At 64.5% G+C, this 22771-nt stretch carries 15 protein-coding genes; 9 read left to right on the forward strand and 6 right to left on the reverse strand.

Annotated features, from left to right (window positions below; translation table 11 throughout):
• Positions 1-1160: 1160 nt before the first annotated feature.
• Complete coding sequence (locus tag G4L39_RS01115; RefSeq protein ID WP_165105272.1) at positions 1161-2468, reverse strand: alginate export family protein; 1308 nt, start codon at positions 2466-2468, stop codon at positions 1161-1163.
• A gap of 454 nt (positions 2469-2922) precedes the next feature.
• Here G4L39_RS01115 and G4L39_RS01120 point away from each other — a divergent pair, with 454 nt between their 5' ends.
• Entirely contained in the window at positions 2923-3423 is a 501-nt protein-coding gene (locus G4L39_RS01120; RefSeq protein WP_165105273.1) for a PTS sugar transporter subunit IIA, read from the forward strand.
• 529 nt (positions 3424-3952) lie between these two features.
• The gene (locus G4L39_RS01125) at positions 3953-4219 is read left to right on the forward strand and encodes a hypothetical protein (RefSeq protein ID WP_165105274.1); all 267 of its coding nucleotides are present in this window, start codon (positions 3953-3955) and stop codon (positions 4217-4219) included.
• 34 nt (positions 4220-4253) lie between these two features.
• Here the strand turns inward: G4L39_RS01125 and G4L39_RS01130 are convergent, their stop codons facing one another.
• Positions 4254-4868 (reverse strand): DUF4230 domain-containing protein, encoded by a 615-nt coding sequence (locus G4L39_RS01130; protein ID WP_165105275.1) that lies wholly within the window; start codon positions 4866-4868, stop codon positions 4254-4256.
• A gap of 123 nt (positions 4869-4991) precedes the next feature.
• Complete coding sequence (locus G4L39_RS01135) at positions 4992-5462, reverse strand: hypothetical protein (protein WP_165105276.1); 471 nt, start codon at positions 5460-5462, stop codon at positions 4992-4994.
• A gap of 405 nt (positions 5463-5867) precedes the next feature.
• Here G4L39_RS01135 and G4L39_RS01140 point away from each other — a divergent pair, with 405 nt between their 5' ends.
• Positions 5868-6593 carry a 3-keto-disaccharide hydrolase gene (locus G4L39_RS01140; protein ID WP_165105277.1) on the forward strand — a complete coding sequence of 242 codons (726 nt, stop codon included), beginning with the start codon at positions 5868-5870 and terminating at the stop codon, positions 6591-6593.
• 40 nt (positions 6594-6633) lie between these two features.
• Here G4L39_RS01140 and recG read toward each other — a convergent pair whose 3' ends face one another.
• Positions 6634-8757, reverse strand: coding sequence for an ATP-dependent DNA helicase RecG (gene recG, locus G4L39_RS01145; protein ID WP_165105278.1), 2124 nt, complete (start codon positions 8755-8757; stop codon positions 6634-6636).
• Positions 8758-8903: 146 nt separating this feature from the next.
• Here recG and G4L39_RS01150 point away from each other — a divergent pair, with 146 nt between their 5' ends.
• Positions 8904-13964 (forward strand): S8 family serine peptidase, encoded by a 5061-nt coding sequence (locus G4L39_RS01150; protein WP_165105280.1) that lies wholly within the window; start codon positions 8904-8906, stop codon positions 13962-13964.
• A 64-nt stretch (positions 13965-14028) separates the two neighbouring features.
• Here G4L39_RS01150 and G4L39_RS01155 read toward each other — a convergent pair whose 3' ends face one another.
• Positions 14029-14721, reverse strand: coding sequence for a zinc metallopeptidase (locus G4L39_RS01155; RefSeq protein ID WP_165105281.1), 693 nt, complete (start codon positions 14719-14721; stop codon positions 14029-14031).
• 534 nt (positions 14722-15255) lie between these two features.
• Between G4L39_RS01155 and G4L39_RS01160 the strand changes: the two genes are divergently transcribed.
• The 5 genes from G4L39_RS01160 to metX all read left to right on the forward strand — a co-directional run bounded on the left by G4L39_RS01160 (position 15256) and on the right by metX (position 22340).
• Entirely contained in the window at positions 15256-16470 is a 1215-nt protein-coding gene (locus G4L39_RS01160) for an ABC transporter ATP-binding protein (protein WP_165105283.1), read from the forward strand.
• 124 nt (positions 16471-16594) lie between these two features.
• Positions 16595-17980: an ABC transporter permease gene (locus tag G4L39_RS01165; protein WP_165105284.1), complete on the forward strand. Its 1386-nt coding sequence runs from the start codon at positions 16595-16597 to the stop codon at positions 17978-17980.
• Between the two features lie 103 nt (positions 17981-18083).
• Complete coding sequence (locus G4L39_RS01170) at positions 18084-19661, forward strand: hypothetical protein (protein ID WP_165105285.1); 1578 nt, start codon at positions 18084-18086, stop codon at positions 19659-19661.
• Between the two features lie 168 nt (positions 19662-19829).
• Positions 19830-21119, forward strand: a complete 1290-nt coding sequence (locus G4L39_RS01175) for an O-acetylhomoserine aminocarboxypropyltransferase/cysteine synthase family protein (RefSeq protein WP_165105287.1) — start codon at positions 19830-19832, stop codon at positions 21117-21119.
• Between the two features lie 51 nt (positions 21120-21170).
• Positions 21171-22340 carry a homoserine O-acetyltransferase MetX gene (metX, locus tag G4L39_RS01180; protein ID WP_205880688.1) on the forward strand — a complete coding sequence of 390 codons (1170 nt, stop codon included), beginning with the start codon at positions 21171-21173 and terminating at the stop codon, positions 22338-22340.
• A 131-nt stretch (positions 22341-22471) separates the two neighbouring features.
• Here the strand turns inward: metX and G4L39_RS01185 are convergent, their stop codons facing one another.
• Entirely contained in the window at positions 22472-22765 is a 294-nt protein-coding gene (locus G4L39_RS01185) for a TMEM14 family protein (RefSeq protein WP_165105289.1), read from the reverse strand.
• Positions 22766-22771 lie beyond the last annotated feature (6 nt).

The raw sequence follows: 22771 nt of genomic DNA on the forward strand, positions 1-22771 counted from the left end.
CGAGGGGCGGTCACATTGCGGGGTGCTGCTCCCTCGAGAGAGCCTCCTTGGGCCTTTGGACCACGGAGAGTGCGGGTTGGGGGCCAGGATGGGTTGGCATCACCCCCGTTGTTGCTGGTGCATATCCAATGGAGGGCGAGGACGCCGTAACTCCCGTGCTGGCGGATGATGCAAGGTGTCTTCAGTTGGGCGATGGCGCGGGAGGCGCACCGTCTCCTGTGCGCAGGTTGGTTCCGGACCGCGGGGACGCGGTCCCTCCCGGCCTGTCGGACGTCGCAAAGGGCACTTTCGATGTGATCGTGTTGCGGGTTGGGGACGGTCCCCGGTGTCTACGTGGTCTTGTAGAGCGCGGGGACGCGGTTCCTCCGGAATTCATGCGACGCCAAGGGCGCGGGCGGGTTGTCGTCTTGTGCGACAGCATCGCGTCCGGGTTGGCCAGTGGTGTGCAAACGGTGACAATTGCGGCGCTTCACCGGATTCGTTTGGATCACTGCATGCGAAGTCTTCGCGGTGGCTTTCCTCTGTGTACTCCGTGGTTCATGAAAAAGGCCCAGCCATGGAAAACACGCCGGCCGGATCCGTGGTCCTACGGTGGGCGTTGCTGTGCCGGCAGTCGTAGCGGAAGTCGGTCGCCGGATGACTTTGGTCCTTGTCCCCGGTCGTATGCGTTTTCGACACGCCCGTGCCGTGCTTGCAGACGATGCACCTTCAGCGGGCCCGGGATTCGATCAATGTGTTGCCGGCAGGGAAGGGTTTGTGGCAGGTCCGGCCCGGCTGGCGCGACCGCGCATGCACCGGGCAAGGCCGCGCGCCAGGTTGAGCGATAGCCGGGCGCGAGAAACGGAAATGCGTCCTCCCCCGTTGCGGCACCATTCGGTTCGTATCGAGCGTCTGGCCATGTCTATGGGTCGAGGTTCATGCAGCATCGGGGCTAATGGCCGGGATTGGGCCCGACGCTGCGGCGACTGCGGGCGGGGCGCCTTGCTTGCGATCGCCCGAACTGTGTCGCCTTGAGAACGGGTCGTGATGGGTTACTCCGCATCCCTCGCTGCCGGTACGGTCCAGCCAGCCGCTCGTAAGGATCGCTCCGGCGCGGTCGTCAACCACCGACGGATGTCGTTGTCTGTTGTGCCCGTCTCGCCCGGGACGGGCCACCGGCTTTAGAAATTGAATTCCACCTGCGCCCAGACCTTGTGGATGTCGAAGTTGTAAGGGCGGTCTGTTCCGTCGTACCAGGCGTATTTGGCGAGGAATGTCCAGTAACGGCCGACGCGTTTGGAGATGAGGATGTCGATTTCCCGGCCGAAATCAGCGCCGCTGTCCTCGGCGTTGAACTTGTGGTAGACCACGCGGAGGGGGGTGTCGGCGGCGAGTGTTACCTGGACGAATGCCTGGAGGTCACGCAGGCCTGCTGTGGGTGTGTTGAGGAAGACGTCGGCCCATCCATTCCATGCGTGCAGGGTGGCGAGGGGCGTGCGGACGGGTGCTCCGTTGTCGCTGCCCAGGGTTTCCCATGCGGCGCCCGCGGTCCAGCGCCCGTAACGTGCAGCCAGCTCAAGGAGGTAGTAGGGTGCGCTGTAGTCGAGCGAGCTGTCGCCGTAATCGGTTTGCCAGGCGCCTTCCAACCGGTAGTCCAGGTGGAGGTTTTCTTTGATGGGTTGGGTTCCGCTCCAGGCCAGGCCGTAGGTGGCACAGGAGGCGTTTGGGCCGGCTGCGTTTTCGAGGTTGAGGAGCCACGCGTAGGCCGTGATGCGGGCAGCCGGATGGGGTGCCCATGAGAGGTGGACCAGGTGCGAGTCGGAATCGAAGTTTCGATTGGCAGGTGGCAGGCCGCTTACGTTGCCGAAGACGCGACGCACGTCCCAGACGTAGGCATAGTCCAGGGCCAGTTCGGTGGCGGGGTGCCAGCTGAGGGTGGCTGCGTCGTAGGTTTGCATGTTTTGGCGCCAGGCGACGTCGCCGATGAAGCGCTGATTGTCGAATACGATTCGTTGCCGGCCGATCTTGAGGGTGAGCTGATGGGCCCAACTCCAGGAGATCCATGCCTGGTTGATTTCCGTGGTTTCCGGATCTGCGACGACCGGTCGGCCGGGCTGGCCGTTGGCGCCGGCGGCGTTGTAGGAATCGTCATCCAGTGCCAGGATGTTTTCGGCTTCCAACATTCCCTGAAACCCGTACAGCGGCGCGGTGGTGAATCCGAACCGGGTGCGGATGGTGCCTGCATGGGAGTCCAGAGGCAGGTTGTCTTGTCGGACGAATTCGTATCGGGCGCGTACGTTGAGGGAGAACGTTCCCTTTTGGAGGGCCGGGGGCAGGTCCTGCGTCCAGGCGTTCCAGAACGATGAAGGGTCCACGGCGCGGAGTGGAGGGGCGCCGATCCATGAGGCTGCGCACAGGCAGAGAATCCACCAGGTCGGCGTGCACGAGCGGCACGGGGTTGTGGTCGTCGTGGTCATTTTGTTTCTCATGGGTGTGTGATCCGTCGGTTTGTGGGGACCGCCCAACCACGTTCGGGCGATCCGCTGCCTTCCGAGTATCCGGGTCGGTGGAGGCGAAGCCTTGACCCAGGTCAAGAGATCCGGCGGTTTTGCGGGGCGGCGTTTGTCGAAGCCCGGCGGGTGGCGGGCGATGGGGCCGGGGCAACTCGTGGAGTGGGGGAGGGTCCGGCGGGTTGAATGATGGCCGGGACCCGACAGTTGGAAGTGTGGGCTTGGTGGGAGTGTTTGGATGCCGTGGGGATGTGGGTCGGGGGTGGTCGGTTTTTGGAGGTGGTGCGGTGCGGCCAGGGTCTGAAGAGGGGGGTTGGATCGTTGAAAGCCGGCGGGTTCCCAAGGCGTTTGCGGGTGGTGGGCGGGGGACGTGTTGGCCGGGGCGGCGGAATTCGGACTTTCCCGAGTTCATGGCAGGGCTACCTTGGGCGGCATGGTGGAGTCGAACCGGTCGTTACAACTGCATTTGTTACTGAGCCGGAGCACCATTGTTTTGTCGCTGCAGGCGCGGACGCGGGACGAGGTTCTTCGCGAGCTGGCCGCGCGTGTGCCCGGTTTGGAGGGCCGACCGGAACGGCTGGAGGAGCTGGTGGAGGCGCTGCGGGATCGCGAGGAACTGCACAGTACCGGCATCGGCGAGGGTGTTGCGCTGCCGCATGCGCGTCAGCCGCTGCCTCATTTGTCGGACCGGCCCGTGTTGGTGTTTGGGCGGCACCCCGGTGGTGTGGCGTTCCGTGCTGTGGACGGTCGACCGGTGCGACTTTTCTTCCTGATGTTGGCGCCGGATTTGACGGTGCACCTGGCCATGCTGGCGCGGATCAGCCGACTGTTACGTCAGGTGGCGTTGCGGGAGGCCTTGATGACGGCTGCCACGCCGGAGGCGGTGATTGAGCTGCTGCGGGAAGCCGAGGCTCGGCTGGACCAGGGCCGATAGGGGTACGGGTCAGGTGCGGGAATGAGGTTTGGGCGTGTTGGGGGGCGATTGCCGGTGCATCTCCGGTTCCGACCCAACTGGGCGGTCTGTTGGCCCGACTCGGGTGCGTAGCCGGCTGGTTTCCCTGGAGGCGTGGGAGTTGGTGGGTTTTGATGGCTGTATGGGGCGGATTGGGGGTGCGGGGGTCGGCGGGGATGGTTGAGGTTGTCCCGGGGTTTTTGCTTGAGGGGCGCACGGGTCGGGGGGCGAACCGGTGGATGTTGGCGCGATACGAATCCGGCGTGGAGGGTCAGGACAGGGATACACCCGGTTGATTGGGGGTCGGGCTGGCATGATCGTGGGCAGGGGTGTCCGGTTTTGGGACGCGCTCGGCAAATGGGTCGGGAGGCGAGGCTGTGGAATGGTGTGGATGGCGATGGTTTCCGGGGCCGGAGGGGCGGGGCCTTCAGAGGTTGCAGCGGGTTGTGGATTGCGTGTGTGGGGTTTTGCGGGGTTGTGGCATGGTTTTTGCGCGTCGCGGTTGGGCGATATGGCGACGAAGCTCCAGCTGGCGACGTTTCTGCAGGAGATCCGGTACTACACGGCCGTCATGGACCGGCAGGGCCGACCGCCTGTGTGGGCGGAGGCGATGGGGACGTGGGCCTGGCCGAGCGAGTGGCCGGTTGGGATTCAGCGGCGTCGGCTCCAGGTGGAGTTTCAGTCAGGGTACGACGCGGAGTTACAGGTACCGGTGCGGGTCGTGAGTGTGGGCCGGGTCGGGTCCGATTCTCGCAAGCGGTCACGGAATCGGAGTTGAGGAGGGAGTGCCGGGCGGGGGCGGAGGCGGACTTTCAGGGGGTTGTTTCGGGGGGGTCGCCGGGGCGACGGAATTCGATTTGGACTTCGCGGAAGCCGGCGGCTTGGAAGAACCGGGTCAGTTGCAGGCGTGCCTGTTCCTCCGCCTCCTTGAGGATGCCGGCTTCGTGGGCGGCGAGTCGGATTTCCCGGAGAGCGGTTTGGCGGGCCATTTGTTCCATTTCGCGATCGAATCGGCGCAGCAGGCCGGTTTGACGGTCGATCACCTGAGTGCGTGATTCGTCGAGGTAGGCATCGGTGACGCGGGGTGCGGGCAGGCGCAGGCGCAGACGGTTATCGCGGATTTCGATGTCGCCCGGTTGGACCCGGGTCAGGTCCACACCGGCCTTGACCACGCCGTGGGCCAGCAACAGGAGTCGGTTTTCGCCGTACCATTTGACGTCTTCCACGATCACCGCCTTTTCCAGCACGTAGCGCACGGTGACCAGTTGCGCCAGGGACTGGATTTGCTGGAGGACGGCGGCGCTGGTTCGGATCCGTGGGCCCTCGGGTATGCCCAGCCATTGTTTGTAATGGGCGCCCAACCAGAGGCCCAGGGCAAACAGCACGATCAGAAACAACGCTTGGGCGAAAGAGGCCAGGGATTTCACGGCTCGACCTTTTTCTGCAGGTGGGTACCACAAGATTGCATTCCACTCCCGTGCGCCGAGAGTGCCTTTACGGGGCGGCCCGGTTGGGTCCGGTTGCGTGGCTGGCGATTCATAAACAGGCTTTCAGCGGTCCCAGAGGAAGGATTGCTGTTGGCCCACAAGGGTGTCGTCGGACCACAGGGTGACCCGCCATGCCACCACGTCGCCCAAGGCACGGAATGTGTCCGGGGCCAGTCGGATTGAGGTCCAGTGCCGTCCCGTGCGTTTGGTTGTGAGCGGTTGTTCGAGGGTTTGCTCATGGGGGATACCGTCCCGGGCGACACCGCGCAGTTCGATCCGGAGCTTGAGGTTGCCGGTGACGTTGGGGGGTCGCCGCCAGAGGATTTGGAACCGCATGGACTCGCGCAGTTCCGGATGCCGACGGAGCTGTGCCTGATAGGCGTCGCGGTCGAAGAGGCTGGGCGACCGGGCTGCCCGGCCTTCGCGGTCCAGGTATTGGGGCAGAACCTTCAACACCTGGGCTGTTCCCGGGGTCAGGCTTGCCCCGAGGATTGCGAGGCAGGCCCACCATCGCCATTTCCCGAGTCTGCGCATACGCAGGCTACTATAGGGCGGCGGCCTGCCATGGCAACGCCAACGGCCCGTGGGTCATTGTTTTTGGGTGTCGGCTTGGATTGGGCGGGCGACGACCTTTTGGGCGACCTCGGCTCCCGGGAGCGGCGGGGTGGAGAGGTGCCGGGCGAGGGTGTGCGGGGCTGCACCCGGATGCGTTGCGGGTCATGGGGTTGGTGTCGGGCCAAGGTTGGGACCGGCACTTACGTTTTGTCCCGGGTTGGATGAATGGGGAAGGGTGGAGAAGGCGTCGGCCGGGATGCGGTTACTGGAGTAAAAGGGCAAATTGCCTGCAGACCCAACGGTGCCATCCGAAGGGCGGGGCTTGTGGTGGTGAACGGGAATTCCCGGTTGCGGTCCGGGGCGGTTCATGTTGAATTTGGGTCCATGAACGAACCGGTTCAGTCCCGAGTTGGAGTGGCTTGGTCCAAACTTACCGTGATTTGCGGTTTCGGCTTTCTGGTGTGCGCGGTGGAGGGTGGGGAGGCGAAGGAGCCGCGTGTGGTGGATCCGGGGCCGCCGCCTGCGGATGCGATTGTGCTTTTTGATGGGAGGAACCTGGACGCCTGGGAGGACGAGCAGGGCCGGCCTGCGCGTTGGGCCTTGAAGGAGGGCGCGATGGTGGTGAACGGGACGGGGAGCATCCGGACCCGGCGCTCCTTTGGCGATTGCCAGCTGCACATTGAGTGGGCCACGCCGTCCAAGGTGGAAGGGGAGGGCCAGGGACGCGGCAACAGCGGGGTGTTTTTGATGGGGCGGTACGAGATTCAGATTCTCGATTCGTGGCAGAATCCGACCTACATCACGGGTCAGGCCGGCGCGGTGTATGGTCAACATCCGCCACTGGTGAATGCGTCTCGGCCGCCGGGGGAGTGGCAGGTGTACGACATCGTGTTTCGGGCTCCGCGGAGGGATGCCGAGGGTCGGGTGACGCGACCGGCCGTGGTCACGGTGTTTCACAACGGTGTGCTGGTGCAGGATCACGTGGAGATCCGGGGCAGCACCTATTTGGATCCGCCGCGCTACGAACCGCATCCGGACAAGGCCCCGCTGGTGTTGCAGGATCACGGGAATCCGGTCCGGTTCCGGAACATCTGGATTCGCGAACTGTGAGTGGTGGGGGTCGGCTGTCGGGTGACGGTCCTGGTCCTCTTCAGGTTGCGTGCTTTGAGGTTGGGGTGTTGGATGCGGGGGCGACCGGTCCTGGTGCCTGCGGGGTTGCGGGGTGCGGTTCGAGTTCGGTCTGTTCCTGTCGGACGAGGCGGCGGGCCAGTTCGATGAGGGGCAGGTCGTTGAGCAGGTCACCGAACCGGAGTCGCGGCATGCCGCTTTGTTGTTGGCCGAGCAATTCGCCGGGGCCGCGGAGTTTGAGGTCGGCTTCGGCAATGGCGAATCCGTCCTGGGTTTGCACCAGCACTTCCAAACGTTGGCGGGTCTCCCGGGAGCGTGCGTCGGAGACGAGGATGCAGTGCGCGGGCAGGTTGCTGCGGCCGATGCGGCCGCGCAATTGATGGAGCTGTGCGAGGCCGAAGGTTTCGGCGTTGAGGATGACCATGACGGTGGCTCGGGGTACGTCGACGCCGACTTCGATGACGGAGGTGCTGACCAGTGCGGCGATGGTGCCGGTACGGAAGGCTTCCATCACGCGGTCTTTTTCCCGGGCGGGGAGTCGTCCGTGCATGAGCCCGACGGGGTGGGGATGGAGGGCCTGGCGGATGAGGGTGTATTCCTGTTCGACGGCGCGGACGGCTCCGGCGTCGGTATCTTCCACGCGCGGGCAGATGATGTAGGCCTGGTGGCCGGCGGCCAGTTCGGAGCGGACGAACTGCCAGACCTCGGGCAGGTGCGCCGTGGTGCGGAGGAGGGTGCGAACGGGTTTGCGGCCCGGAGGTGCTTCATCGAGGACGGAGACGTCGAGGTCGCCGTAGAGGGTTAGACCGAGTGTGCGGGGGATGGGCGTGGCGGTCATGACCAGCAGGTGGGGGTAACGCCCCTTGCGGACCAGGGTTTCGCGCTGGGCCACGCCGAACCGGTGTTGTTCGTCGATGATGACCAGGCCGAGGCGCGGCAGGTTGACGTGTTCACTCAAGAGGGCGTGGGTTCCGATGTAGAGACCCACGCCTTCAGGGAGGGCGGCGTCGGGCTTGGGGAGAAGGGGGGCCGCGGGGGCGGTCGTGGGGCTGGTGGGACCTGTTTTGCGGCTGCCGGTGTACAGCCAGACGGGCACGCCCAAGGGTTCGAACCAGCGCTGGAAGAGGCTGTAATGTTGTTCGGCCAGGATTTCCGTGGGGGCCATGAGTGCGACGGAGTAGCCGCTTTCGAGGGCCATGAGGGCGGCGCAAGCGGCCACGACGGTTTTGCCGCTGCCGACGTCGCCCTGGAGGAGGCGGCGCATGGGCCAGCGTCCGCCCAGGTCGTTGCGGATCTGGCGCAAGACCCGTGTTTGGGCGCCGGTGAGCTGGAAGCCGAGTCGGGCCAGGAAGGGCCGGATGAATCGGTTGCGGTCACCTGCGCAGGGGAGGGCGGTGGCGAGTTGTATGAAGCGGCGTCGTCGTTCCCAGAGTGCCTGTTGGAGCGCGAGGAATTCCTCGAGGGCGAGTCGTTGTCGTGCCCATTCGGCCTGCTCGGGTGTGTCGGGGAAGTGGAGCCATCGGATGGCTTGTGCGTGGCCGGGCAGTGGATGGAAGGGCGGCGGCAGGGGCGGCAGGGCGGGCTGATCGGGGATCTGGTGGCCCCAGCGTTGCAGCACACGCCAGATCAGTGCGCGGAGCCATCGCTGGGACAGACCTTCGGTGGAGGGGTAGATGGGTGTGATGCGGTCGAAGTGGACGAATGATTCCTCGTCGCCCTCGACGGTTTCTGTTTCCGGGTGGTCGATGGTGGGGGGCCTCAGTTGGCGGACTTTGCCGTAGACGACCAGTTCGTCACCGGGGTGGAATTGGCCGTCCATGTAGGGTTGGTTCCACCATCGGCAGTGCAATCGGCCGGTGCCGTCGTCCACGATCACCTCGTACAGGCACCGGGTGCGCCGGCGAAAGGTTTTCAATCCGGCAGCGATGACGCGGCCGCGGATGAGTGCCGGCTGGGCTGCCTGGAGCGAGGCGATACGGGTGAAGCAGCGCCGGTCTTCGTAGCGGCGGGGTCGGTGCAACAACAGGTGGCCCACGGTTTCGATGCCCAGTCGGGCCAGCAACCGGGCGCGTTCCTCGCCCACGCCGTAGAGGCGTGTGACCGGCCAGGTCAGGAGGTTGTCGGACGCGGCTGCGTTCGAACTCATCGTTGGGGACGTTACGGGCAAGCCGGGGGCGGCTCAACGGCAAACGCCGGGTCGGTGGACCGGCCCGTTGGGGATGGGTTCGGGAGATGGGATGCACCGCGGCGGGGCGCCTTGCCCGGCGGCCGGTCCTGGCGTATGGTCGCGCCGTGAAGCGTCTTCGGTTTGCCTGCCGTTTCCGGGAGGTGACGGTCGCCCTGGGCTTGTTGTTGGGGGTTTCGTGGAGTGGGGCGAAACCGGTATTGCTCCGCAATGCAACCTTTGATCCTGCGACCAATGCCGTGCCTTCGCTGACGGCGGCCGGCGTACCGCAACCAGGGGAGGGGTCTTTGCGGCGTTTGTATCTGGTGCAGTTGCGGGAACTGCCGGGGACACAATGGCGGCAGGTGTTGGAGCGGCTGGGTGTGACCGTGCTGCGGTACGTGCCGGAGGACACCTATGTGGTTCGATGCGACGGCGCCACGATCCGCCGGGTGGAACAGTTACCGTTTGTGGCATGGGTGGGTCCTTATGAGGCCCGCTACAAGGTGCATGCGCCGCTGGCGGCGGCGGCCCGGCCGGGCGGTGTGGAAGTCAGCGTGTTGGTGGCTGCGGATGCGGATCCGGCGGAGGTAGAGGCGGTGCGCTTGCGTTTTCAGCGGATTCGTCAGGAATCCGTGCTGCGCAGCGGGGTGGTCCTGCGGGGTTGGTTGCCCGGGACGGATGTGGAGGCGCTGGCCCGGTCGGAGGCGGTGCTGTGGATTGAACCCGCGCCCAGGATGCGGTTGTACGACGAGGTTTCGTCGAAGATCGTGGCCGGTGACGGGGGGCCGAACCGGCTGTTGGCGCAGCGACTGGGCTGGGACGGCAGCGGTGTGACGGTGGCGGTAGCCGACAGCGGGCTGCAATGGGGTGAGGCGGCTTCCATGCATCCGGATCTGATGGGTCGCACTCCGGTGTTTTTTTACTACGGCGATCTGACCGACGCGGCGGATGAGCACGGGCACGGGACGCATGTGACCGGGATCATCGCCGGGGACGGTGCGGGGGGTGAGATGGATGAGAACGGTTTCCTGTACGGCCTGGGTGTGGCGCCGGGGGTGCGGATTGTGACACAGCGCATTTTCGATGGCCTGGGCGGGTACCAGCCGCCGCCGAGTTTTGAACGTCTGACGCGGGATGCGGTTCGGGCGGGGGCCGACATCGGGTCCAACAGTTGGGGGGACGACACCGGGGGGCGTTATGACCTGAGTGCGATGGAATTTGACGAGTTGGTGCGGGATGCCGACGGTCTGCGTTTGGGGGATCAACCGTACATTTTGGAGTTTTCGGCCGGCAACGCCGGACCGTATGCCCGGACGATCGGCAGTCCTGCCGTGGCCAAGAACGTCATTGCCACCGGGGCCACGCAGAACGATCGGTTTGATCTGTTCCTGTACGACGTCGGCGCCGAGGCCGTGGCCGACTTTTCCAGCCGCGGGCCCTGTGAGGATGGGCGTATCAAACCGGATCTGGTGGCGCCCGGCACGTGGATTGCCTCCCTCCAAAGTGCTGCCGCGCCGGAGGACAACGCCTGGCTGCCCATATCCCGGCTTTACAGTTACATGGGCGGTACGAGTCAGGCCGGCCCGCACGTGACCGGTGCCGCGGCGCTTTTTGTGCAGTTTTACCGTCACCATTTCACCAACGCCACTCCCTCGCCGGCTTTGGTGAAGGCCGCCCTGATCAACACGGCGGTGGACCTGGATGACGCGATGGGAACGGGGCCGGTGCCGAACTTTGACGAGGGCTGGGGTCGGGTGAACGTGGTGCCGCTGCTGAGCGGGGAACGGCAATTCCTCTTTTACGATCAAACCACGCCTCTGGTCACGGGCCAGTCCTGGGAAACGGTGGTGGTGGTGGATGGGACCGAGCCGCTGCGGATCACGCTGGTGTACACCGATGTGCCGGGGACGCCTTTTGTCCTGCCGGCGCTGGTGAACGATCTGGATCTGGAGGTGGTGGGGCCCGGAGGGGAGGTTTATTTGGGCAATGCGTTTCGTCAGGGCGAGTCCGTGCCCGGCGCGGTTACGCCGGATCGCCGGAACAACGTGGAGTGCGTGTATGTGCAGGAGCCGGAGCCGGGGCCGTATCGGATCCGTGTGCGGGCGTATCGTGTGCCCGAGGATGCGCGGCGGGACACGCCCGAGGTGGATCAGGACTTTGCGCTGGTGGTGTCCGGCCGGTTTCTTCCGCCCGGGATCGGTGCGTTGCGGCTGGACCGCGGGGCCTACACGGCACCGGACGAGGTGGGGATTCGTTTGTTTGACGGGGACCTGGCAGGCCAGCCGTCGGTGTCCATTCGGGTGAGCAGCACGACCGAACCCGGGGGCGAGCTGGTGGTGTTGTCGGCTGCGGACGGGCTGGGTTCGTTTACGGGTCGTGTGGCCACCGTGACAGGGTTGGCGGCGTCGGATGGCCGTCTGCAGGTGGCGCATGGCGACGAGATTGTGGCGAGGTATTGGGATGCGTCAGCAGGCGAGGAACGCGTGGCGACGGCCCGGGTGGATCTGGTACCTCCGCGGATCAGCGGGGTGCAGACGCGGGTCGAGTATGGAGTGGTTTGGGTGAGCTGGAGCGTGGATGAACCGGTGTTGGGCAGGGTTCGGTTTGGGACCAACGCAGCACTGGACCGGTTGGCTGTGTCGGAGGACTGGAGCATGACGCCGGCAGTCAGTCTGGGTGCTTTGACTCCGGGTGTGACCTGGTACTTCCGGGTGGAGGCGACGGACGAGGCGGGGAATGTAACCGTGGAAGATCGGCAGGGCGGGTTGTATACGATTGTGGTGCCGCCCGCCCCGCCGGTGTTGGTGGTGGACGGGTATGACGATCCGTTTTTTGGCGCGCCGCCGCTGGAGGGTTACACCGATGCCCTGGCCCTGGCGGGTGTTCCGTATGAGGTTTGGGATATCGCTGCGCAGGGGGATCCGCCGTTGGAGGCCCTGTTGGCCCATCGGGCGGTGTTTTGGCGGGTGGGCGAGTTCACCGGGTGGACGCCAGCGCAGGGGTTGTTGGTGAGCAATTATCTGGCATCGGGGGGAGCGCTGTTTGTGGCGTCGATGGATCTGCTGACCCGGAATGTGGAAACCCTGGGACCGACGTTCAACCGGGACGTGCTTCATGTGGAGAGTTTCGACGAGGACGCCACGGTACCGTTCCTGGTGGGTTTGGGGGATCCGGTGGGTGAGGGAATTGATCTGGCTCTGGACTACAGCGTGTACGAGGAGTTGTGGTTCGGATTCATCAGTGACATTTCGGACACCCTGGTTCCCGCGGCGGATGCGGTTCCGGTGCTCGGGGACGGGATGGGTGGGGTGGTGGCGCTGAGGTGGCCGCGTCAGCCGGGTCCGGGCGATGGCCGGCTGGTCTTTGCGTCATTCCCGCTGGATGCCGTGCCGATGGGGAGCGGTTCCAACGACCGGGTTCAGTTGATCCGGAACGTCCTGCGGTTTTTGGCGCCGGGTGCGGAGGGTCTGGTCACGCTGACGGTGGACCGGCCGGCCTACACGTTGCCGAGCCTGATGCGGATTGAGTTGGGGGACGCCACTCTTCGCGGTCAGGGCAACGTGGCGGTGCGGGTGGAGAGCAGCAGGGACGCCGTGGGTTTGACCGTGGACCTGGTGGAGTCCGTGGTGCCCGGGGTGTTTGTCGGGGAGGTCAGGTTGGTGGGCCTGTCCGATCCGGCGGGGCCCGGCACATTGCGGGTGGCTGACGGGGACACGTTGACCGTGTGGTACCGTGACGGGGTGAGCGGGCGCGAGCTGAGTGCATCGGCCCGGGTGGACACGAGGGCGCCGGTGGTGAGCGGCGTGACGCACGAGCCGGACTACGTGCAGGCCAGCATCCAGTGGGAGACGGACGAGCCCGCCGATGCCCTGGTGCAGTTTGGGGAATCGCCGTTGCTGAGTCGAACGGCATACGATCCCACCCCGGCGACGACCCACACGGTGGTGTTGTCCGGGCTGCGTCCGAACACGGTGTACTACTACCGCGTGGTCAGCCGCGATGCTGCGGGCAACATGGGCGTGGACGATAACGGAGGTCGACTCCACAGTTTCCGTACTCTGGAACCGTTACGTCCGCCGTTTTTTGACAACATGGATGGTTCAACCAGCCAGTGGACCGTGTTCAACAGTGAGGAGACCGTGGGCGGGTGGGAACGCGGCGTGCCCGCCAATGGTCATGAAACCGCGGCGCATTCACCTCCGTGGGCGTGGGGCACCAGCCTGCAGGGCCGGAGCTATGATTACATGGAAACCTTCCTGATCAGCCCTGCGATTTTCCTGGGCGGAGGGAACACGGCCCGGCTGACCTTCTGGCACAGTTATGATTTCATCCCGCGCGATGAGCTGGACGTGTGGGAGGTGGGCACCGTGTACGTGATCACCAACGGGGTCGGGAGACCCGTGGCCGTGGCCGAGTTCGGCTTCGATGCCGAGAACTGGAACGAGGTGGAGGTGGACCTGACGCCGTTCATGGGCAACATGATCAACGTGGTGTTCGCCTACCAGATGATCTCGCTGGCGTTGGATTCCCATCCGCGGCCCGGCTGGTTGATTGACGATGTCAGCATCACGGTCAGCCAGGTGGACCCTGGCGTTCTGGTGATCACCAACAACCTGATGCAGGCGGAGTGTTTGTTGTCCGGGCCGATCCAGCGGCGTGTGCGCGGGGTGTTTGAGGTGATTTCGAACGCGCCGCCGGGCCGGTACGTGGTGGAGTATGCGGACGTACCCTGGTATGTGGCCCCGCCGGCGCAAACCAATGAACTGGTCTCGGGCGGGACGGTGGTGTTCGTCGGTCACTACGGGATGGTGGATGCAGACGGGAACGGTTTGCCGGACGCTTACGAGGTCGCGTACTTCGGTGGAGTGGATCCCCGTCGGGGTTGGCTGACCGATGCGGACGGTGACGGGATGAGCGACGCGGCGGAGTTCATCGCCGGCACGAATCCCACCAACGCAGCCAGTGCATTGAACGTGGCGGTGGAACTGGCGGGGTCGGCGGATACGTTGCGGCTGGTTTGTCCGTCCGCGTCGGGGCACGGGTATCGGCTCTGGGTGCGGACTCTGGAGACGGGATGGGAACCGGCGACCGACTGGGTACGGGCCACCGGTCCGACCGTCCGGTTTAACCTGCCGCTGTTGAGGGACGGCGCCGCGCGGTTTTACCGCGTGGAAGCCCGACCGTGAGGTGGGTCGGGCTCCGGCGGACAGTGGTTTCTGTTTTCCCCGTTTCGGGCAGGTTGGTGGAGGATCAGTCGCGCGAACGGTTGCCCATCAGCAGGGGCAGCAGGTAGTAGAGGAAATAGAGGGCCGAGGTGATGAACGCTGCGACGTAGGTCCATGCTGCCGCACGCAGGACTTTTTCAACCGCTTCGGATTCCTGGTCGGTGATCATGCCCATTCGGGTCAACAGCACGCGGGCACGGCGGGAGGCGTCGAATTCCACCGGCAGCGTGATGAGATTGAAGGCCATGATGATGCCCCAGCCCACGGCCATGAGGGTGAAGCCCACGATGGGTTCGAGGAACCCGCCGAACATGAACAGGAGGGGCAGGATGGTGACGATCTGGTTGGCGAAGGTTGCGGCGCCGACGGCGGCCATGCGCCATTGGAGGGGTTTGTAGGCCTGGGCGTGCTGGATGGCATGGCCGGCTTCGTGGGCGGCCACGCCAAGCGCCGCCGGGGACCGGCCAAAGTAGTTTTCATGGGAGAGTACCAGGCGCCGATGGATCGGGTCGTAGTGGTCACCCAGGAACCCGTCGTGAGCGACGATCTCGACGTTATGGATGCCTGCGTGATGGAGGATCTCCGCCGCGGCCTCCGCCCCGGTGATCCCGGACCTAACCACGGATCGGCTGTAACGATGGTAGACCGATTTCACCCGCGCTGTCGCCCAGAGCGACAGTGCCATCGTGACGAGCATGATCAAGATGAACGGCATCATGGCGCTATCCTTTCGCTCTTTTCAAATCCTGCCCGGGACACCGTGCCGAGTTCGGCGTTCCGTGATGTGGTCGGGGCGGCTTCTTTCCGTCTTTCGCCCCGCCGTTGTTCAGGTCTCGGCCTTCCGGGCGCATTAGATCATATGCGGTGTACGCCGGTTTGCAACTGGAACCGGTTGGATTTGTAAGGGGCCAAGGTGGGCGGGCCCGGACAAACGGCTCCCGGCTGAGGCCGGACCATGAAAGGAATGGATCGTTGGTGGTCTTGATGATTGCGGGTTGGGGCCCGGCGGGTCAGGGTGCCGGGGCGAGGGGTGTGAGTTGCAGGGCCTGAACCGGGGACGGACTTTCCGGGGTTTCGAGTCGGGCCGATCCGCTCGGTCTAGCCGGAGGGGGCCGGAATCCGGTTCGGTCGGCAGACCCGGCGTGCGGGGGCGGGTACGGCCGGGCTGGTGACCGTGGAGGCCGGGGGATGGCGAATGGGGATGACGCCACCCTCTTGCATGAGTATGTTGGGCAAGCGACAGGGCCGAGCCATGACGACGACCATGGAGATGCCGAGAACGGAGACGAAACCGCGAGCGACTGCCGAGGTGGTGGTGGCCGTGCGGGGATTGACCAAGGTGTTCCGGGATTTTTGGGGGCGCCCCAAGGCCCGTGCGGTGGACCATGTGGATTTCGAGGTGTATCGCGGGGAGGTGTTCGGTCTGCTGGGCCCCAATGGCTCGGGCAAATCCACCACCGTGAAATTGTTGTTGGGGCTGTTGTATCCCACACGGGGGCAGATTCAGGTGTTTGGGCGGTCGCCCCGGCATGTGGCGACCAAATATAGGATCGGGTATTTGCCGGAGGAATCGTATTTGTACCGTTACCTCAGTGCGCGGGAGACGCTGGACTTTTTCGGTCGGTTGTTTGGTCTGCCGGCCCGGCAGCGGCGGCGGCGGATTGACGAGTTGTTGGAGATGGTGGGGTTGAGTCAGGTGGGTTCGCGGCCGGTGGGCGAGTTTTCGAAGGGGATGCAACGACGGATCGGGTTGGCCCAGGCGCTGATCAATGATCCCGATCTGGTGATTCTGGACGAGCCGACCTCCGGGATGGACCCGATTGGTTGTCGGGAGATGAAGGATTTGATCCTGGCGCTGGCGCGCCGGGGCAAGACGGTGATTTTGAGCAGTCACTTGTTGGCGGATGTGGAGGATGTTTGTGACCGGGTGCTGATCCTTTACGGGGGGCGGGTACAGGCGGTGGGGCCGTTGCGGGAACTGTTGCGCAAGCCGGACCGGCTCCGCATCACCACGCCGGTGTTGTCACGGCCCACGCTGGAGAGGGTATTGGAGATCATTCGGGCGGAGGTGGGGGACGCGGAGATCCGCGTGGATAATCCGACGCAGAACCTGGAGAGCTTCTTTTTGGAGGTGGTGGAGCGGGCCCGCAAGGCGGCTGCCGAGACCAGTGGTGCCACGGTGGGCACCCGGGTGGCGCCCTATTTGCGGGGCGAGGCGGAACCGAAGGCGCAGCCCGAGCGCATTTTGGAGAAACTGACGCTGCCCTCGGAACCGGTGCGCCCGGCGGCGCCGGAAGTGCCGGCAGGTTCGGCGGTGGACGAAGCCAGGCTGGCGGAGCTGGCGGGGCCGGGTCCGGCTGGCGTGACGGAAGCGCCGGCTGCTGCGGCGGCGCCACCCGAACGGGAGGCACTGGAGCAAGCGGACCAGAAGCTGGCGGAATTGCTGAATCGCGGGAAGAAGTCATGAGCCGGGTATTGGTGCGAGGTTTCAGGGTGAAGCCCGCCCCGAAAGGGTCGGGGCGGTGGCCGAGGCGGGGCCTGTCCCGTGGGGATTGCGGGGCCGAGCGGATTGGCCGGGGGATTGGCGGGGTATGAAACCGGTTTGGGCCATTGCGTGGTTGACCTGGAAAGCGGCGTTTCGGTACCGGCTGTTCTGGGTGATTTGTCTGTTGTTGCTGGCCTCGGTGGTGGGGCTGCCGTTGATTCTGAAGCATGATGGCACGGCGCGCGGTTTTACGCAGATTCTGTTGACCTACACGCTGAGTGCCATTTCGGGTTTGTTGGGGTTGTGCACGTTGTGGCTGGGTTGTGGCACGCTGGCACGGGACGTGGAGGAGTGTCAGATCCAGTTGGTGGCGGTCAAACCGGTGGCGCGTTGGAAGATCTGGCTGGGCAAGTGGTTCGGGCTGGCGACGTTGACCGGGGTGATGCTGTTGGTGGCGGGGGGCGGTGTGTATGGGCTGTTGTTGTATCGGGCGCATCAGCTTCCGGCGGATCAGCGGCAGACGTTGTTCAAGGAGGTTTTGGTGGCGCGGGGCTCGGCCAGGCCACCGGATTTTCGGGAGGAAATTCAGGCGGAGACGGACCGGCGTTTGCGGGAGCGACTGGCCCGGCTGCCGGATTTGAAGGCCGATCTGGCCGAGGCCCGGCGCCAGATTGAGGAACAGGTGAAAGCGGAGTACCAGGTGGTGCCTCCCGGGTTTGTGAAGGTTTGGCTGGTGGACCTGGGTTTGCAGCGCCGGTTCATTCAAGGTCGGCCCATGCATTTGCGGATCAAGTTCAATGCCGCGGCCACATCCGAGTCGGGCACGTTCACCGGTTTGTGGCAGGTGGGTGTGCCGGAGACTCCGAAGGTCTGGCGGAGTGACCCCATGAGCCTGGCTCCGGACACCTTTCACGAATTTGAGATTCCGCCGGATCTCTGGGACGACCGGGGTGTTCTGACCATTGCGTTTTTCAATGCCAATGACGTGACACTGTTGTTTCCGTTGGACGAGGGGATCGAGGTTCTCTACTGGCAGGGCGGGTTTCTGGTGAACTATCTGCGCGGGCTGGGGATCATTTACTGTTGGATGTTGTTGTTGGCGACGCTGGGGTTGAGCACGGCCAGTTTCCTGTCGTTTCCGGTGGCGGCGTTTGTTTCCCTGGCTGCGCTGGTGCTGGTTTTCGGGAGCGGGACGATCCGGACGGTTGTGACGGAGGGGACGTTGTTGGGTTGGGATCCGGAGGCGGAAGCGTATTCGCAAACCTGGGTGGACAAGTTGGGTGTGCCGGTTTTCAAGGGGATCTGGTGGGTCATTCAGCTGGCCAAGGGTTTTTCGCCGATTGACGCTCTGAGCACCGGTCGGAGTGTTTCCTGGTGGGAACTGGCGCGGGCGGTGGGACAGATCGTGGTGTTCCTGGGCGGTTTGATGGCCGCCGGGGGGATTTGGGCGTTTCACCGTCGTGAACTGGCCACGGCCGCACCCCTGCAATGATGACGGCCCATGTCTCCAATCCGGTCGGGTCCTCCGGGCGCCTGCGCCCGGGGTATGACTGCGCGGGCGCGCGCCGGGTGGGGGTGCGTTGTTTGCGGCATCCATGAAAGTGTCCGAATCCACTTCGCGTTGGAAGAAGGTCGGCCTGGTTTTGCTGGCGGTCCTGTGCTGGACCGGCGTGGCCCGGGTGGAGAGATCCCTGAATCTGGATCGTGACCGGCTGGGCCTGACGCGGGTGGAACCGTTGCAGAATGCACCGCCGTTGCTGGCGTTCACCACGGTGGCCCTGGGCGGCTTCCGCGGGTTGATCTCCAACCTGCTGTGGGTGCGGATGATGGAGCTGCAGGAACAGGACAAGTTTTTCGAGATGCAGCAGCTGGCCGACTGGATCACCAAGTTGGAACCGCACTTTGTGCAGGTATGGGCCGTGCAGGCGTGGAACATGGCCTACAACATCTCGGTGAAATTCAAGGAGACGGAGTTTGGCGTGTATCCGGACCGGTGGCGGTGGGTCAAGGCGGGCATCGAACTGCTGCGGGATGAGGCCCTGAAGTACAATCCCTACGAGCCGCTCCTGTACCGGGAGCTGGCCTGGATTTTTCAGCACAAGATCGGGCATTTCCTGGACGACGCGAACCTGTACTACAAGCAGCAGTGGGCCAACGAAATGACCCGGATCTTCGGCATGGGTCGTCCCGATTTCGAGGCGCTGCTGAATCCGCGGACGGAGGAGGATCGGGAGCGGGTGCGGTTGTTGACCGAGGTGTACAAGATGGATCCCGCGTTTGTGCGGAAGGTGGACGAGGAATACGGGCCTTTGGAGTGGCGGCTGCCCGAGGCGCATGCGATTTACTGGGCGGCCAGGGGGCTTGAAATGGCGGAGAAAAACCCGCGCCGGGTCAACACCAACGACCTGATCCGGCTTCGCCGGGTCATCTTCCAGTCCATGCTGATGAGTTTTCGTCGCGGTCGGCTGATCCCGGACTATGTCAACCGACGGTTCGAGTTTGGTCCCAACCTGGACATCGTCCCGAAGGTCAATTACGCCTACGAACAGGCCATGGAGGAGGACCCGGCGAACCGGGACAACATCAAGATTGCGCACCGGAACTTTCTCAGGGACGCGATTTACTTCCTCTACACGGCCGGGCGCGAGACCGAGGCGCAACGGTGGTTCGGGTATCTGGCCGAGCACTATCCCGACAAACCCCTCATCGAAGGCCGACCTGACACGCTGCCGCGGGACATGACCGTGGACCAATATGCCGTGGCGCGGGTTACGGAAGACGTGGGTGAGACGGATCCCCTGCGGATTCGGGCGCATCTGGAGGCCATGCTGGCGCATTCCTATGCGCGTTTGATTCTGGATCAGGACGATGAGGCCCTGGCCTACCAGCGGCTGGCCCGGCGCGTGTACGACACGTACATGGAAAAGATCAAGGGCGCGGAGATGCGCGTTGGGCTGCCGCCGTTCCGGGACATTGCCAGCGAGGTGTTGCAACGGCTGTTGGACCCGCAACAGAGTCCGTTCACGCCGCAGGAACGTGCGATTCTCCGGACCAGGTTGAATCTGCCGGCGGAAACGCCGGGCGCGGCTCCTGCCACCAATGCCGTGCCGGGTTCGGTTGAGGCCGGTCCACCAGCGGCGGTCACCGGCACGAACGCGCCTGCAAGTCGGTGAGCCGGCGTTGGGGGGTGCGGGTTGTGATGGTTGTGGGGGAGGGTGCGTCAAGCGGGCTGTTTCGGAGGTTCTTCTTCTTCGCAAGGGATGTGGGGGCGCCGGCCGGGCTGCGGGTGGACTGGTCCGGCCATTGCCTGGACCGCAGTTCTCGGGTAAGCTCGCGCCCCTATGAAGTTGGAAACGCTTTGTCTGCACGGGGGTGCGCAACCCGATCCTGTGACCCTGGCGCGGGGTGTGCCGGTGCACCGGACCTCGTCCTATGTGTTCCGCAACACGGAGCATGCGGCCAACCTGTTTGCCCTGAAGGAGCTGGGCAACATTTACACCCGGATCATGAACCCCACCACGGAGGTTTTGGAGAAGCGGGTGGCCCTGTTGGAGGGTGCGCCCGAACTGGGTGGGCTGGCCCTGGCCTCCGGCACGAGCGCAGTTTTTTATTCGATCATCAACCTGGCGCAGGCGGGCGACAACATTGTCTCGGCGCGGAACCTGTACGGGGGCACCTACACGATGTTCAATGACATCCTGCCCACGCTGGGGATTCAGGTGAGGTTTGTGGACTCGACCCGGCCGGAGAACTTTGCCGCGGCGATTGACGATCGAACGCGGGCGCTGTTTTGTGAAACGCTGTCGAATCCCTCCCTGGACGTGACGGATCTGGAGGCGGTGGCGGAGGTCGCGCATGCGCACGGGTTGCCCCTGGTGGTGGATGCCACGGCCAGCACTCCGTATCTGACGCGGCCGCTGGATTTCGGTGCGGACATTGTGGTGCATTCGCTGACCAAGTGGCTGGGAGGCCACGGGACGGGGATTGGCGGGATTGTGGTGGATGGCGGCCGTTTCCCGTGGGCGGCGGGGCGGCATCCGTTGTACACGGTGCCCGACACCAGCTATCACGGCCTTCGTTGGGGACTGGACCTGCCGGAGCCGTTGCAACCGCTGGCGTACATCCTGCGGATGCGGACCGTACCGTTGCGGAACCTCGGGGCGTGCATCTCGCCGGACAACAGCTGGATGTTCCTGCAGGGGATCGAGACGCTGCCGTTACGGATGGAACGGCATTGTGCCAACGCCCTGGCCGTGGCGCGCTGGTTGAAGGAACATCAACGGGTTCGGTGGGTTCGGTATCCGGGCCTGCCCGGGGATCCCGAGTATGGGAGGAATCAGAAGTACCTGCGGGGCAAGGGGGGTGCGATGGTGGTGTTCGGGATCGAGGGCGGGCGGCAGGCGGGCCAGAAGTTTATCGACAGCCTGCGGTTGTTTTCCCATCTGGCCAACATGGGGGGTGCGAAGTCGCTGGCCATTCACCCGGCGACCACGACGCATTCCCAGTTGACCGAGGAACAGCAACGGGCGGCCGGGATCACGCCCGACCTGGTTCGCTTGTGTGTCGGCCTGGAGCATATTGATGATATTCTGGAGGATCTGGATCAGGCTCTGCGGAAGTCGGCCGCATGAACCCCTGTGCTTCCGGGCAGGGGCGGACGGGCGCGGTTCGGTTTGGGGACCGTGGGCAGGACCTGGCTCATGCAAAAACTGACACGAGTCAAAACCCGGTTCATCCGGTTCCGCAGCCGCAGGAACCCGCTGCGACTGCGGGTGGGGGGTGAACTCGACGATTTCACCCTGGCCTACGAGATGTACGGCAAGATGAACTCGGACCGGTCCAACGTGATCCTTTTGTTTCACGCCATGACCGGCAGCCAGCATGCGGCGGGGTACAATCCGGAGGTGCCGGGTGTGGACGGCCGGTGGACCGAGGAAAACCACATCGGGTGGTGGGACGGTTTCATTGGTCCGGGGAAGGCGCTGGACACGCGGTTGTTTTGCGTGTTGTGCGTGAATTATCTGGGCGGTTGTTATGGGTCGACCGGGCCGGCCTCCATCAATCCCAAGACCGGGCGCCGGTGGGCGGCGGACTTTCCGGTGTTGCGGATGTGCGACATTGTGGACTCGCAGATCCGGTTGTTGGACGAGCTGGGTGTGCGGCAGCTGCATGCGGTGATCGGGGCCTCGATTGGCGGATTTCTGGCCCTGACGCTGGCCACCCGGTATCCGGACCGGGTCCGCGTGGTGGTGCCGATCGGGACCGGTCCCGAGACCACCATTTACCATCGGATCATCAACTTCGAACAGATCACCGCCATTGAGAGCGACCCGAATTTCAAGGGCGGCAATTACTATGACGGTCCGCCGCCGGAGACGGGCCTGGCGCTGGCGCGGCGGATTGCCCACAAGACCTTTGTCTCGCTGGAGATGCTGAGTGAACGGGCCCGGAGCGAGGTGGTGCCGCACAAACCGCCCCACGGATGGTACGAAATGAACCATCCGGTGGAGTCGTACATGTTGCATCAGGGGTTGAAGTTTGTGAAACGGTTTGATGCCAACACGTACCTGCGGATCCTGGACGCCTGGCAATGGTTCGACCTGGCGGCCGAGGCGAATGCGCCGGATCTGCCGTCGGCTTTTGAGCGATGCCGGGGTCAGAAATACCTCGTGTTCAGCATTGACTCGGACCTGTCGTTTCCGAGGACGGAGCAGGAAAAGCTGGTTCACTTGCTCAAGCGTGCTCATGTGCCGTGCATCTGGATCACGGTGCATTCGGAGAAGGGCCACGATTCATTCTTGTTGGAGCCGCGGCTGTACACACCCCATTTGCAGCAGGAACTGGCCGGCTGAAGGAACTGATTCGGGCCCGGCGGCGGCCTGACGTTTTGTGCGCAGGCGGGCACCGGGAGGGCGGCTTCTGCAGTTGCCAGCTACGGGTGGGTGGGAGGAGGGACCTGCCGGGCTTGAGTGGTTGCGGCGTTTTACCACCGCCAGTGGCGGAGGGCCAGGGCCACGACGGTGAGGGCCAGCATCAGGCCGGAGGGCATGAACTTTTTGCTCTGGAGCAGGCGCCAGCCGAAGAGCAGCAGCAGAACGATCAGCAGGAGGTCCGGCCCGAGCGGCACGGTGATCCAGCCCATGGCGCAGGCGCTCAGGGCGGCGGCGAACAGGACGGAAACGATCAGGGAGACCTTGCTGCCGGCTTTGAGCCAGCCCACCAATCCGCCCACGACCAGCAGTACGATGTAAACCCAGAGCACCCGATCCGGCGTCATGGCCCC

Origin of the sequence: Limisphaera ngatamarikiensis (assembly GCF_011044775.1) — a bacterium.
GTDB classification, from domain to species: Bacteria; Verrucomicrobiota; Verrucomicrobiia; order Limisphaerales; family Limisphaeraceae; genus Limisphaera; species Limisphaera ngatamarikiensis.